Raw genomic sequence first — 14,187 nt, 5'->3', positions numbered from 1 at the left:
GCCTCCTCAGGCGAAGTTCAGGGCGCTGTCGCAGGCGTGAAGAATGTCCTCGACGCCGGGGATGTACAGCGACTCCAGGCGATACAGCGGCGGCGGGATGTCGGGCGCGGTGACCCGCAGGATCGGCGCCTGCAACTCCAGCAGGACCCGCTCATACAGGCTGGCGGCGATTTCCGCGCCGACGCCGCAGGTGCGCGGTGCCTCGTGCACGATCACACAACGCCCGGTCTTGCGCACCGAGGCCTCCAGGGTGTCGAGGTCCAGCGGCTTGATGCAGGCGACGTCGATCACTTCCGCCGACACCCCCTGCTCGGCCAGCACGGCGGCGGCCTGCAAGGTCTCGACGATGCTCGCGCCCCAGCTGACCAGGGTGATGTCGCTGCCTTCGCGCAGGGTGAAGCAGCTGTCCAGCGGCAAGCGCCTGCCGTCGTCCACCAGCGGTTGCGGGTTCATGCGGTAGAGCCGGGTCGGCTCGAGGAACAGCACCGGGTCGGGATCGTCGATGGCCGCCAGCAGCAGGCCGTAGGCCCGCGCCGGCGAAGACGGCACCAGCACCCGCAAGCCCGGGATATGAGCGAACAGCGCCTCGGTGCTCTCGCTGTGATGCTCCGGCGCGCGAATGCCCGCGCCCATGGGCGTGCGCAGCACCATCGGGCAGGTGATGCGCCCCCGAGTGCGATTGCGCATGCGGCTGGCATGGGACACCAGGTGCTCCATGCTGGCGTAGATGAAGCCCATGAACTGGATTTCCAGCACCGGTTTCAGGCCCTGGGCGGCCATGCCCACCACCAGCCCGCCGAGCATGGTTTCCGCCAGCGGCGAGTCGATCACCCGCTTGAAACCGAAACTGTCACGCAGCCCCTGGGTCGCGCGGAACACCCCGCCGTTCACCCCGACGTCCTCACCGAGGACGATCACGTTCTCGTCCTCGGCCATGGCCCGGTGCAAGGCCAGGTTCACCGCTTCCAGCAGACTGCAGGTGCCGTTACTCATGGCCTGCCCCTCCCTCGCGCCGCGCCAGCCGTTCGAGGAGCCACTCGCGCTGCTCGGCCAGGGCCGCCGGCCATTGGGCGTAGACATGCTCCAGCACCGATTCCGGCGCCTGGGTGCCCGCGGCCTCGAAGTTATCCACAGCGCGCTGCACCAACGCCTGGCATTCGGCGATCAGCGCCTGCTCGCGGTTCTCGTCCCACACGCCCTGCCCGGCCATGAAGCGTTGCAAGCGCTTGACCGGCTCTTCCAGCCAGGCCTGCCTGACCTCGTCGGCGGCGCGGTAGCGGGTGGCATCGTCGGCCGTGGTGTGGTCGCCCAGGCGATAGCTCAGGCATTCCAGCAACACCGGGCCCTTGCCCTGCCGGGCCCGCTCCAGGGCGGCCCGCATCCGGTCGTATACCGCGAGCATGTCGTTGCCATCCACCTGCTCGCCATGGAAACCGGCGCCGACGGCTTTCTGCGCCAGGGTCGGCGCGCCGCACTGGATGCGCCGTGGCACCGAGATCGCCCACTGGTTGTTGTTGACCACGAAAACCACCGGCAACTGCCAGGCGCCCGCCACGTTGAGGGCTTCGAGAAAATCCCCCTTGCTGGTGGCGCCGTCGCCACAAGTGGTCACCGCCACCCGGTGTTCGCCACGAATCTTGAACGCACTGGCGACGCCGCAGGCATGCAGGGCCTGGGTAGCGATCGGCACGCAGATCGGAAAGTCCTCGGCCACCGCCGGGTCGGCGAAATCGCTGCCGCGCTCGTCGCCGCCCCAGTACAGCAGGATTTCCTCCATGCGCACCCCGCGCATCAGTTGCACGGCGGTGTCGCGGTAATACGGCACCAGCACGTCTTCGGGTCGCATCAGGCTGCCGATGGCCACGCCAATGGCTTCCTGGCCGAGGGTCGGCGCGTAGGTGCCGATGCGTCCGGTGCGTTGCAGGGCCACGGCTTTCTGATCGAACAGGCGGGTCAGCACCATCTGTCGGTAGAGGCGGGTCAACAGGTTGAAGTCGTCGGCCCAGGCCGGCAGGTCGCCGAGCAACTGGCCGTCCGCAGATAAATGACGGGTATAGGGAAGCGCAACCTTGTGCGGCATCACAGGGCTCCTGGCACGCCGGGTCAGCGTGCGGTCGTTGCGCCCCGCGCTTGTGACGCGGGGCTACAGGGCGAGACGGCCGGGTAAGGCCTTCGCCTAGCGGTACAGCACGCGCTCCGCCAAGTCGTCGGCCACCCGCGCCGGCGAACGTTTTTCCGCCTGGGCGTGCGCGAAGACTTCGGTGAGGCGCTGGCTGATTTTCGACAGATGGGCGGTGATGGTCGGCAGTTCCGCGCCACGGTGCCTGAGCGAGACGTAGATCAGCCCGCCGGCGTTGATCACATAGTCCGGCGCGTAGAGGATGCCGCGGTTCTCCAGCTGGTCGGCGACCTGCAGGTTGGTCAGCTGGTTGTTGGCCGAACCGGCCACCGCCGCACAGCGCAGTTGCGCCACGCTGTGGCTGTTGAGCACGCCGCCCAGCCCGCAGGGCGCGAGGATGTCGCACGGGGTGCTGAGCAAGGCTTCGTTGGCGACCGGGTGGGCGCCCAGTTGCTCCATGGCCAGTTGCACCTTGCCGGGGTCGATATCGCTGACCAGCAGCTCGGCGCCCGCCGCATGCAGTTGCTCGGCAAGGGCGTAGCCGACATTGCCCAGGCCCTGGACCGCCACCCGCAGCCCCTCGAGGTTGTCGCTGCCCAAGCGCGCCATGGCGGTGGCGCGGATACCGGTGAACACCCCCATGGCGGCATGCGGCGAAGGATCGCCGGCCGCACTGGTGCTGGTGACGTGCCGGGTCTGTTGGGCGATGCAATCCATGTCGGCGACCGAGGTGCCACTGTCGATCGCAGTGATGAAGCGCCCATCGAGTTGCTCGATACAGCGCCCGAAGGCCTCGAACAGCGCAGCGCGGCTTTCGACATGCGGCGCGCGGATGATCACGGCCTTGCCGCCGCCCTGGGGCAAGCCGGCCAGGGCGGCCTTGTAGCTCATGCCTTGGGCCAGGTGCACGGCGTCGACCACGGCACTTTCGTCGTCGGGGTAGGCAAGGTAGCGACAGCCCCCGAGGGCGGGCCCCAGGCGGCTGTTATGAATGGCAATCACCGCCTTCAACCCGGTGACCGGATCAACGCTCAGGTGCAGCGATTCAAGGCGAGTGCTTTGCATGAGAGCGAACATGAACCGGGCTCCCGAATCACTTCTTGTAGACGCCAGTATAGGCTTGCGCCCGAAAATTGCTGGAGCGCGCGGGAATAAGCCCCCGGGCTATTCTGGCTTTGGGAAATAACCTGCTACCGCCTGTGTACGGCACTGGACGAACGCTTGCGACGGCGCTAAAACGAGGCATCCGCCGGAGATTCAGATGAACCCGCGTCAAGCTTTCTTCGCCTGCCTGCAACAGTCCCCGCCCGCGCTTTTCGAGGCGGCGCTGTGGATTGCGGCCGAACACAATGCCCAGGTCTCGCCGGAGCAGTTGCTGCAGGACTTCAAGGAGCTGCAACGGCAGATCAACGCCGGCCTGCCGCCGCTGCCGGCCAGCGAACTGGGCCAGCCGCTGCTGCGGCGCATGAACGACCTGGGCTTCCAGCAGGACGACTTCCTGCCCTTGCGCCCCCAGGCCGCGCTGCTGGACAAGGTGCTGGACAGCCGGCGCGGGCAGCCGCTGGCGCTGGGGCTGGTCGCCCTGGAACTGGCGCGGCGCCTGGAGATCCCCATGGTCGGGGTCAATTTCCCCGGGCACTTTCTATTGCGCGTCCCCGGCGCCGACCATCTGCTCGACCCCTGCGGCGGCCGGCGCCTGTACCCCCACGATTGCCGCGAACTGCTGGAGCGCCAGTACGGGCCGAACCTCAAGCTCAGCGCCGAACACCTGGCCATCGCCACCCCACGGCAGATGCTCCAGCGCCTGTCGCGCAACCTGCGCCAGCTGCACCTGAGCCACGACGACCACCTCAATGCGCTGATCGACGCCGAACGCGTACTGGAACTGGGCGACGGCAGCGCCGCCGACTACCTGGCCCGCGCCAGCCTCTACCAGCGCCTGGACTGCCCCAACGCCGAACGCTTCGACCTGGAGCACGCCCTGTTGCTCAGCGAAGACCCGATCCAGCGCCTGCGCCTGACCGAACGCCTGGGCCACCTGCCGCCCAACAGCATCGTCCACTGAACCGCTTCCACGCCCGTAGGAGCCAGGCTTGCCGGCGATGAAGACGACACGGTGGGCCAGCCCCGACGCCATCGCGAGCAAGCTTCGCTCCTACAGAACCTCAGCGCTGCTCGCGAGCGAACTTCGCCGCCAGCGCATCCTGCTGTTCAGGTGTCGCGATCGAACCCGCTTCGGGCGAGCGCACCTGGATGATCAGCAATGCCGCCACCACCGCCGGAATCGCACAGAAGAAAAAGATCTGCTGCACCGGGATGTGCATCGCCAGCAGCAGGCTGCCGAACAGCGGCCCGAGGATCGAGCCGAAACGACCGACGCCCAGGGCCCAGCCGGTGCCGGTGGCGCGCACCTGGGCCGGGTAGAAGTTGCTGGCGAACGCATTCAGGGTCAATTGGCCGCCGATGATGCAGAAGCCGGCGGCGAACACGAAGGCCACCAGATAGCGCGGATTGTCGTGGTTCAGGCCCAGCAGCACGGTGCATAGCGCCGCCCCGGCCAGCACCGCCGAGAGCAACCGGACCTTGCGTTTCAGGCGGTCGGCGAACCAGGCCATGCAGATCGCGCCGAGGGTGCCGGCGAACAGGAACATCGAGGTCACCAGGTTCGCCTCGTTCAACCCCAGGCCGCTCTCCAGCAGCAATGAAGGCAACCAGCTGATCATGAAATACAGCAGGATCAGGCTGACGAAAAAGGTCGACCAGATCAGCAGCGTCGGCCGCGCATAACCGTGGCGGAACAGCTCGATCACCGTGAGCGTGCTGCCCTGCTCGGCTTGGTTCTGCGCGGCCGAGGCGGCCGGTGGCTGCCAGTCCGGCAACATGCGCGCGGTGACTTTGCGCAGGCGTGCATAAGGCGGCTGGTCGCGCAGCAGGCGCGGCAGCGATTCGGGAAGGAACCAGGCCAGGAACGGGAACAGCAGCAACGGCGTGACGCCGCCGGCGAGGAACACCGCCTGCCAGCCGAAGCGGTCGATGAAGCCCGCGGCGACGAACCCACCGGCCGCACCACCAAAGGAAAAACCGCAGGCGGCCAGGGTCACCATCAGGGTGCGCAGGCGTGGCGGCGAGTATTCCGACATCAGCGCCATGGCGCTGGGCATCGCCCCGCCCATGCCGATGCCGCAGATAAAACGCGCGGCCATCAGGCTGTTCAACGAATTGGCGAACACCATCAGCACCGTGAGGCTGGCATAGATCAGCACACAAGCCAGGAGAATGCGCCGCACGCCGAAACGGTCCGCCAACGGGGTCACGGCCAGCGAGCCCAGGGTCAGGCCCAGGAGGTTGGCGCTGAACACCGGACCGAACGCGGCTTTCTCCAGCCCCCAGTCCTGGGCCAGGGCCGGCACCACATACCCCAGCACCTGGGCGTCGTAGCCGTCGGTGACCAGCAACAGGGCCAGGAGCAGGAGCAGCAACCACTGATAACGCGACACCGGACGGGCGTCGAGCGCCGCCCGGAAACTGGCAATCTGATTATGCATCGCAAGGTACCTGTTGGTTTTTTATCGTTATGGGGTGCCGGCAGACCGTCATTGCTCTGGGCGGCAATGATCGGTGTTGTAGGAGCGAGCGGGCGGCGATCCGTATTGCCCGCGATGAACGATGACGCGGTGTCACAGGTACACCGCGGTGCCCTTATCGCGGGCAAGTCGGATCGCCGCCCGTTCGCTCCTACGCAGGTGTATCGGGCTGGTTGGCCGGATGGGCTTTCTGGAACGCCGGGTGTTCCGCCGCCAGGGCCGCGACCCGGCGAATCCGTGGGTAGGCGTCCAGCGGCACCTTGAAGCGCTCGGCGGCGTACAGCTGGGGAATCAGGCAGGTGTCGGCCAGCCCCGGCTGTTCACCGAAGCAATAGCCCTGCTCGCCGATCAGCTGTTCGATCGCCGCCAGGCCGTTGCCGATCCAGTGGCCGATCCACTCCAGCAACCGGGCCTCGTCGTAGCCCCACTGGCGCAGCAGATTCTGCGTGCTGGAGTTGTGCAGCGGATGGATATCGCAGCACACCAGCATCGCCACCGCGCGCTCGTGGGCGCGGGCCGCCAGTTCCCTGGAGAGCAGCGGCACCTGTGGATAACGCTCCTCGAGGTACTCGATGATCGCGAGCGACTGGATCAGCAGCTCGCCGTCGTCGGTACGCAGGGCCGGCACCCGGCCCTGCGGGTTGATCTCCAGGTATTGCGGCTGGCGGTTGGCGCCGCCGGCGGGGACCAGCAGGTTGACCGGCAGCGCCTGGTAATCCAGCCCCTTGAGCGCCAGCGCGATACGCACCCGGTAGGAGGCGGTCGAGCGGTAGTAGGTATAGAGCTCCATGACAGGCACCTCTTAGCGGGCAGGCAGGACGGTGCCGCGGCATTCGCCGAAACCGATGGAGGCGAAACCCTCGCGGCGGCAGCGGCCGCGCAGGATGATCTCGTCACCGTCCTCGAGGAACTTGCGCACTTCGCCGGATGCCAGTTCGATCGGTTTCTTACCGCCTTCGGTGATTTCCAGCAGGCTGCCGAACTGATGGCTCTGCGGCCCCGACAAGGTGCCCGAGCCGAACAGGTCGCCGGCCTGCAACTGGCAGCCGTTGACGCTGTGGTGGGCGACCATCTGCGCCACGGTCCAGTACATGTACTGGGTGTTGCTCAGGGTCAGGCGCTGGGCCGGCAGGCCTTGCTCGCGCATCGCCGCGGTGAGCAGCAGCACTTCCAGCTCGATGTCCAGGCCGCCAGCGGCCTGGTCGCGGTTGTCCAGCAGGTAAGGCAGCGGTTGCGGGTCGCCCTCGGGACGCGGTGCCTGGGCGCGGCGGAACGGCTCCAGGGCCTCGGCGGTCACCACCCAGGGCGAGACGCTGGTGATGAAGCTCTTCGACAGGAACGGCCCCAGCGGCTGGTATTCCCAGGCCTGGATATCGCGGGCCGACCAGTCGTTGAGCAGGCAGAAACCGGCGATGTGCTCGGCGGCATCGCCAATGGCGATCGGCTCGCCCAGCTCGTTGCCCTGGCCGATCCAGATCCCCAGTTCCAGCTCGTAGTCCAGCCGGGCACAGGGGCCGAAGGTCGGCTCGCTCTGCCCGGCGGGCAGGGTCTGGCCCTTGGGCCGGCGCACGTCGGCACCGGATGGGCGGATAGTCGAGGCGCGGCCGTGGTAGCCGATCGGCACGTACTTGTAGTTCGGCAGCAGCGGGTTGTCCGGACGGAACAGCTTGCCGACGTTCTGCGCGTGCTCGATGCCGACATAGAAGTCGGTGTAGTCGGTGATTTTCGCCGGCAGGTGCATCTGGCAATCGGCGGCCAGGGGCAACAGTTTCGCCCCCAGGGCTTCGATCTGGCCACGTTGGCTGCTGCCTTCGCCGAGCAGTTCCAGCAGGCGCTCGCGCAGGGCGACCCGGGCCGCACGTCCCAGGCTGAAGAAGGCATTCAACTGGCCGCCGCGGGTGGCTTGCACCGCCGCCTTGGCCGGGCCCTCGAACAGCCCGGCGTCGAGCGCCGCTTCCAGGTCGAGGATGTGCTCGCCGATGGCCACGCCACTGCGCGGCGCCCCACCTGCGACGCTGAACACACCCAGCGGCAGGTTCTGCAGCGGGAAGTCGGGGTGTTCGTTGGCGGAGGCCACCCAGCTGCGGGTAATGGTTGGCTGATTCATGGGTTATTTCCGATTCGGGTTGAAGGTGGCGGGCAGCGAGGCCCAGCAAGCGTCATAGTCGTTCTGCAATTGCGGGCATTCCAGGGCGAACTGGCTCGGGCGCAGCACCTGGCTGGTCTCGAACATGAAGGCCATGGTGTTGTCGATCTTCGACGGCTGCAGCTCGGCGTTGATCGCCTTGGTGCAGCTCTCGCCATCCGGGCCGTGGGCGCTCATGCAGCTGTGCAGCGACGCGCCGCCGGGCACGAAGCCTTCGGCCTTGGCGTCGTAGGCGCCCTGGATCAGGCCCATGTATTCGTTCATCAGGTTGCGGTGGAACCACGGCGGACGGAAGGTGTTCTCGGCCACCATCCAGCGCGGCGGGAAGATCACGAAGTCGAGGTTGGCCAGCCCGTGCACGCTGGTGGGCGAAGTCAGCACGGTGAAGATCGACGGGTCCGGGTGATCGAAGCTGACGGTGCCGATGGTGTTGAAGCGGCGCAGGTCGTATTTGTACGGCACGTTGTTGCCATGCCAGGCCACGACGTTCAGCGGCGAATGATCCAGCTCGCAGCCCCACAGTTCGCCGAGGAATTTCTGTACCAGGGTAGTCGGCTGCTTGAGGTCTTCGTAATGGGCCACCGGGGTCAGGAAGTCCCGCGGGTTGGCCAGGCCGTTGCTGCCGATCGGCCCCAGGTCGGGCAGGCGCAGCGGCGCGCCATGGTTCTCGGCGATGTAGCCGCGGGCCTGGGCGTCCAGCAGTTCCACGCGGAATTTCAGGCCACGGGGCAGCACGGCGATTTCCAGCGGCTCGACCTCCATGACCCCAAGCTCGGTGGCGATGCGCAGGCGGCCCTGCTCGGGCACCAGCAGCAGCTCGCCGTCGGCATTGAAGAACACCCGCTCCATGGAACGGTTGGCGCGGTAGGTATAGATGCTGATCCCGGCGGGTTTCTGCGCCGCCGAGTTGGCGACCATGTTCACCAGGCCGTCGATGAAGTCGGTCGGCTCGGCGGGGATTTCCAGCGGGTTCCAGCGCAGCCGGTTGGGGGTGATCTCGCCCAGCGGCCCGCCGGCCAGTTGCCGCCCCAGCTTGACGAAGGCCGGATGGTTGGCCGAGGGCTGGATGCGGTACATCCAGGTGCGCCGCGCTTCGCTGCGGACCATGGTGAAGGCCGTGCCGGAGAAGAGTTCGGTGTACAGGCCGTAGGGGGCTTTTTGCGGAGAGTTCTGGCCGATGGGCAAGGCGCCGGGCAGGGCCTCGGAGGAAAACTGGTTGCCGAAACCCGACTGGTAGGCCAGTCCGGACGCCGTGGAATCGAGGTTCATGGAGCCTCCCGGGGATGGAGTTGGCAACGGCCTGCGACTCCATGGGAAGAGCTCTGGGCACGCTTGCGTTATTTTTATCGTAATTGAATTACGGATAACGTAATTTGATTGGTATTGACCGTCAAGCTATAAAGACGCCCATTCGTCCCGGGATCACACCGCCTCCATGGAAAAACCGCGCAGCACCAGCGACAGCAACGGCAAACAGAAAGTCCGCTCGGCCGAGGTCGGCACCGACATCCTCAAGGCCCTGGCCGAGCTGTCTCCGGCCACCTCGCTGTCGCGCCTGGCCGAACATGTGCAGATGCCCGCGAGCAAGGTGCATCGCTACCTGCAAGCGCTGATCGCCAGCGGTTTCGCCGAACAGAACACCGCCACCAACCACTACGGCCTGGGCCGCGAGGCCTTGCGGGTCGGCATGGCCGCGCTGGGCAGCCTGGACGTGTTGAAGATCGCCGCCCTGCCCCTGGCCGAGCTGCGGGATGAATTGAACGAGACCTGCTTTCTCGCGGTATGGGGCAACCAGGGCGCGACCGTGGTGCACATCGAACCCGCGGTGCGTGCGGTGACGGTGGTGACGCAACTGGGTTCGGTGCTGCCGCTGCTCAGCTCATCCACCGGACTGGTGTTCGGCGCCTACCTGCCGCACCGCGAGACCGTCGACCTGCGCGAGCAGGAACTCAAGGCCCATGCGCCCCACGCCCTGGCGGACGAACCGGCCTATGCCGCGCTGTGCCAACAGATCCGCGAGCAGGGCCTGCACCATGTGCACGGCCTGCTGATGCCAGGCGTGGATGCCTTGTCGGCACCGGTGTTCGACGCCACCGGCAAGATCGCCGCGGTACTGACGGTGGTCGGCCCGACCTCGCTGTTCCACGCCGATGAACACGGCCCGGCGGCGCAGCGCCTGCTGGCCGCGGCCCACGCCGTCAGCTGGCGCATGGGCTACCAGCCCTAGGCGCTGGCTGTCCGCCTTTTCGTGCGGACCCTGGCGACGCTCACATCAACCCCAGCGCCTTGGCCCTGGCCACCGCCTGGGTCCGGCGCTCCACCCCGAGCTTGCTGTGAATGCGGCGGGCGTGGGTCTTGACCGTATGCAGGGAAATGAACAGCTGCTCGGCGATCTGCTGGTTGGAGCTGCCCAGGGCGATCAGTTGCAGCACCTCCAGCTCGCGCTGGCTCAGCGGGCTGTCCTCGAACGCCGGCGCCGCCTCGGCCGGCGTCGTCTCCAGCTCAAAGATGCCCGGCTGGCGCAGGCGCAGGGCCTGCTGCGCCTGATGCAACTGGCAGCGCGCCGCGAGCGCCAGCCCGTCCTTCAGCGCCTGCCCGGCCAGCGCCGAGTCTCCCAGCAGGTAGGCAACCTCGGCCATGGCCAGTTGCAACTCGGCCTCCAGGCCCAGCATGCCCCGCTGCCGGGCCTGCGCCAGCAATGCCTGCAAGGCCGCGACGGGAGCCTGGGCGCACCGCAGGTAAACCTCGGCCAGCACCAGCAGGCATTCAAGGCGCGGGATCAGTTCGAGGGTGGTCGGCGGTGCCTGCCGCGCCTCGGGGCCGCGGTAGTAACGCAAGACGCGCCGCAGGGCTTCATGGGCCAGCTCCGCCCGCCCCTGCTGCAACCAGACCAGGCTGCTGACGTGCAGCAGCACCGCGCGGTACAGCCCATCGGGGATCTGCCGCTGCTGCATCAGCCGCTCGGCATCGCGCAGGGTCACGAAGGCCTGGGCATAGTCGCTGCGGTAGGCGGCCAGCAGCGCCTGCCCGAGAAAGCCGTCCAGCACGTATTTGTCCTGGTTCGGCAGACACAGTTCGAGGCCATGTTGAAAATGCTCGCCCGCCTGTTCCACATAGCCCTGGCGCAACGCCAGGCGTCCACGGCGCAGGGCGATGCGTCCGAGCAAGGGCTCGGCCCGACGGGCCTGGTCACTCAATAAGTGCTGCATGGCGTCGAGCAGGCTTTCCGCCCGATGCGGCGCCCCGCGCTGCTCCAGCAACTGCGCATGGTCCAGTTCCAGCAAGGCCTCGAACACCACCGAACCCTCGGCCCGGGCCAGGCACAGCGCTTCGCGGTTGAGGGCCTGCGCCAGCTCCAGTTCGCCCCGTAGCAAGGCCTGCTGCGTCAGGCCCGACAGGCACAGCAGGCGCGTCGGCCAGGCCGTGGCGGCCAACTCGGTGAGCGCTTCGAGAAAGTGCAGCCGCGCTGGCTCCATCAACCCTTGCAGGTGCAACAGCCAGCCCTGCTGCGCCTGCCAGCGCGCCACCAGTTGCCGCTGCCCGGAGGCCGTTGGCTGCGGCGCGAAGCGGGCCATCTGCGCCACGCAGTCCCGGGCCTGGTCGAAACGTCCGGCGAACAGCAGGGCCGCCGTCAGCAGGCCAACCAGCTGCGGGCTGCCGAGCAGCAGTTCGTCGCCCTGCCGTTCATGCAGGCGCAGCAGCAACACCACGTTCTGCCGCTCGAACAGGTGCTCGAAACTGAAGTGTTGCAACAGGCTGACCGCGACTTCGTATTCCTGTGCCAGCAGCGCTTGCTCGAACGCCGCCTGCCAGTCTTCCTGCGCGGCGAACCACTGGCAGGCCCGACGGTGCCAGGAGCGCCCCGCCGGCCAGGGTTCGTCGCGCATCAGCCGGGCCAGGGGAGCGAACACTTGCAGCCACTCGGGCGCCTCCTCCAAGGGTTCGATGAAGCATCCCAGTTCCTGCAACGCCCGCAGGTGCTGGGCGCCCTCCCCGGAGCCGAACAGATGCTCGCACAACGATGCGTTGAAACGCGGCAAGTGCGCCAGCACGTGCCAGGCTTCGGCCAGCTCCGCCGGCAACACGCTGAACAGTTCGTGCTCCAGGTATTCGCGCAGGGTATTGGGACGCCCCGGCTTGCACGGCGCGGCGGCCAGGTCGCTGCCTTCGAGCAGGGCGATGCGCACGCCGGCGCACCAGCCGCCGCTGCGCTCCAGGATCCGGCCCGCGGTGTGCGTCGACAGCGGCTGCGGCAATTGCGCCAGCAACTGCTCGATATCCGCCTGGGTAAAGCCCAGCTCGGGGCCCGTGCATTCGTAGAGTTCGTCGTCGAGCAGCAACCGCGGCCAGTTGCATTGCGGTCGACGCCGGGCCCCCAGCCACCAGGTCAGCGCCGGGTTGCTGATTGCCAGCAGGCGGTCGAGCAGCCCGTCCAGCGGCGGCGCCGCGGCCCGGCAATAGTCGTCGAGAAACAGCCAGGTAGGGGTCTGCACCTGCGCCAGGTGGCCCAACACGCTGGCCTCGTCCGCAGTCGCCAGGCCCAGCCCCCGGGCCAGTTCGGCGCACAGCTGCTGCGGGGTGCGCGCCGCCCCCGCCTGGGGCAGCCAGCACACCCGGTGCCCGGCCGGTGCCCGCAGCAGGCATTCGACCAACAGCGCGGTCTTGCCGCTGCCGGCGGGCGCGCAGAGCAGTTTCACCCGGGCGGACGATGCCAGGAGCGGGGTACTCAGGCGGCTGCGGGACAAATGATGGGACGAAAGGCGAGGCAGGAATCCGGGACAGGAGAGCATGGCGGTCATTGCGGCGTGCCTTTTTTATAGTTTTAGCCTGCGTGCCCTCACCCTAGCCCTGTCGCCGGTGCTTGTTGAGAAGTATTCAGCACGCTGATCCGCGCCCATAAAAAAGGCGACCGGTCGGTCGCCTTTTGCCAGCGTATGCCTCCAGGGCCTTAACGCACACCGCTTGCACGCAGGGCGGCCGGGGTGTAGTCGGCGGCCTTGGCGGCGAAGCCGAACTCGTAGCCGTGCTTCTCCTCGTTCTTCATCCCCAGGGCGATGTAGCGCCCGGCGATGAGGTCGTACAGCGCTTCGAGGGTATAGGCCGGCACCTGGGCGTTGTAATAGAACTGCGTATGCCCTTCGGCCACCCGCCACAACTGGCCGCGACCGTCGTAGTGGTCCACCAGCGCCACCTGCCAGCTGTCCTCGTCGATATACATATGGCGCTTGGCGTAGATATGCCGCTCGCCGGGCTTGACCGTGCCGATCACTTCCCAGACCCGGTGCAGCTCGTAGCGGGTCAGGTCCTGGTTGATGTGCCCGGCCTTGATGATGTCGTCGTACTTGAGGCTCGTCGAATCGAGCTTGTAGGCGTTGTAGGGAATGTACATCTCCTTCTTGCCCACCAGCTTCCAGTCATAACGGTCCGGCGCGCCGGAGAACATGTCGAAGTTGTCCGAGGTGCGCAGGCCGTCGGCGGCGGTGCCCGGCCCGTCGTAGGCCACTTGCGGGGCGCGGCGCACTCGGCGCTGGCCGGCGTTGTAGATCCACGCCAGGCGCGGCTCCTTCACCTGGTCGAGGGTCTCGTGCACCAGCAGCACGTTGCCGGCCAGGCGGGCCGGGGCGGTCACCGCCTGCTTGAAGTAGCTCAGCACGTTGGCGCTCTTTTGCGGGTCCATGTCCGGAATCTGCTGCGGCACCGCCACTTCCTCTTCGAAGCGGATCGGCGTGAAGCTGCCGTTGGTCTGCGGGGTGGCCTGGGTGATGATGCGCCGCAGATTGCCGCCGTGATAACGGGTGATGTGGTTCCACAGCACTTCCACGCCGCTCTTCGGAATCGGGAAGGCGTAGTAGCGGTTGCCGGTGAAATTGGCCAGGCCGTTGCCCTCGTTGATCGAGGTAACGTTCAAGGCGCTGCGCTTCGCCGACTCGTAGATGTCGGGCGGCAGGCCCACCGTGCGATGGGTCGGGTAGACCGGGATCTTGTAGGTTTCCGGGTAGCGCTTGAACATCGCCACCTGGCCGTCGGACAGCTTGTCCTTGTATTTGTCGACCGTGGCCGCGGTGATGGTGAACAGCGGCTTCTCGTTGGCGAACGGGTCGGCGAGGAAGCCCTTGGCATCCACCGCGCCGGCGTTCTTGCCGATGCCGCCGGTCCAGGCCGGGATCGAGCCGTCGGCATTGCCGCCCTTCTCGGCGCCGACCGGGGTCAGGCTGGTGCCGAGCCGGTCCGCTTCCTGCGGGCTGACCGCCGCCATCACGTTGGCCGCCAACAGGGTCAGGGCCAGGGCACCGCATTGCAAAATCGTCTTGCGCATAAAATTGTCCTTCCTGGGTCGG

At 67.2% G+C, this 14,187-nt stretch carries 11 protein-coding genes; 2 read left to right on the top strand and 9 right to left on the bottom strand.

The genetic code is table 11. From position 1 onward, the window contains the following. Positions 1-6: 6 nt before the first annotated feature. The 3 genes from TO66_RS04995 to TO66_RS04985 form a co-directional block, all read right to left on the bottom strand. Positions 7-993 (bottom strand): alpha-ketoacid dehydrogenase subunit beta, encoded by a 987-nt coding sequence (locus tag TO66_RS04995; protein WP_044461281.1) that lies wholly within the window; start codon positions 991-993, stop codon positions 7-9. After that, complete coding sequence (gene pdhA / locus TO66_RS04990; protein WP_044461280.1) at positions 986-2,080, bottom strand: pyruvate dehydrogenase (acetyl-transferring) E1 component subunit alpha; 1,095 nt, start codon at positions 2,078-2,080, stop codon at positions 986-988. The genes TO66_RS04995 and pdhA overlap by 8 nt, the downstream gene beginning before the upstream one ends. Before the next feature lie 96 nt (positions 2,081-2,176). Further along, positions 2,177-3,196 carry a Glu/Leu/Phe/Val dehydrogenase dimerization domain-containing protein gene (locus tag TO66_RS04985; protein ID WP_044461279.1) on the bottom strand — a complete coding sequence of 340 codons (1,020 nt, stop codon included), beginning with the start codon at positions 3,194-3,196 and terminating at the stop codon, positions 2,177-2,179. 184 nt (positions 3,197-3,380) lie between these two features. Between TO66_RS04985 and TO66_RS04980 the strand changes: the two genes are divergently transcribed. After that, positions 3,381-4,184 (top strand): SirB1 family protein, encoded by an 804-nt coding sequence (locus TO66_RS04980; protein WP_044461278.1) that lies wholly within the window; start codon positions 3,381-3,383, stop codon positions 4,182-4,184. A 100-nt stretch (positions 4,185-4,284) separates the two neighbouring features. On the opposite strand, the gene TO66_RS04975 is transcribed toward TO66_RS04980, so the two are convergent. From TO66_RS04975 to hmgA, 4 genes are all read right to left on the bottom strand, one after another. Beyond that, positions 4,285-5,664 carry an aromatic acid/H+ symport family MFS transporter gene (locus tag TO66_RS04975; RefSeq protein ID WP_044461277.1) on the bottom strand — a complete coding sequence of 460 codons (1,380 nt, stop codon included), beginning with the start codon at positions 5,662-5,664 and terminating at the stop codon, positions 4,285-4,287. A 190-nt stretch (positions 5,665-5,854) separates the two neighbouring features. Beyond that, positions 5,855-6,493, bottom strand: coding sequence for a maleylacetoacetate isomerase (gene maiA, locus TO66_RS04970; protein ID WP_044461276.1), 639 nt, complete (start codon positions 6,491-6,493; stop codon positions 5,855-5,857). A gap of 12 nt (positions 6,494-6,505) precedes the next feature. Then, on the bottom strand, positions 6,506-7,810 hold the full coding sequence (gene fahA, locus TO66_RS04965; protein WP_044461275.1) for a fumarylacetoacetase: 1,305 nt from the start codon (positions 7,808-7,810) through the stop codon (positions 6,506-6,508). A gap of 3 nt (positions 7,811-7,813) precedes the next feature. After that, complete coding sequence (gene hmgA / locus TO66_RS04960; protein ID WP_044461274.1) at positions 7,814-9,118, bottom strand: homogentisate 1,2-dioxygenase; 1,305 nt, start codon at positions 9,116-9,118, stop codon at positions 7,814-7,816. 166 nt (positions 9,119-9,284) lie between these two features. Here hmgA and TO66_RS04955 point away from each other — a divergent pair, with 166 nt between their 5' ends. Beyond that, entirely contained in the window at positions 9,285-10,076 is a 792-nt protein-coding gene (locus TO66_RS04955; RefSeq protein WP_044461273.1) for an IclR family transcriptional regulator, read from the top strand. Positions 10,077-10,116: 40 nt separating this feature from the next. On the opposite strand, the gene TO66_RS04950 is transcribed toward TO66_RS04955, so the two are convergent. Continuing rightward, positions 10,117-12,648 carry a LuxR C-terminal-related transcriptional regulator gene (locus TO66_RS04950; protein ID WP_044461272.1) on the bottom strand — a complete coding sequence of 844 codons (2,532 nt, stop codon included), beginning with the start codon at positions 12,646-12,648 and terminating at the stop codon, positions 10,117-10,119. A 149-nt stretch (positions 12,649-12,797) separates the two neighbouring features. After that, a complete protein-coding gene (locus tag TO66_RS04945) occupies positions 12,798-14,165 on the bottom strand; it encodes a DUF1329 domain-containing protein (RefSeq protein WP_044461271.1) in 1,368 nt (455 codons plus the stop codon). Between the last annotated feature and the right edge of the window lie 22 nt (positions 14,166-14,187).

It is taken from the genome of Pseudomonas sp. MRSN 12121 (assembly GCF_000931465.1).
Classification (GTDB): Bacteria; Pseudomonadota; Gammaproteobacteria; order Pseudomonadales; family Pseudomonadaceae; genus Aquipseudomonas.
Note: the sequence above shows the minus strand (reverse complement) of the source record. Positions and strands in the feature narration are given on the sequence as shown.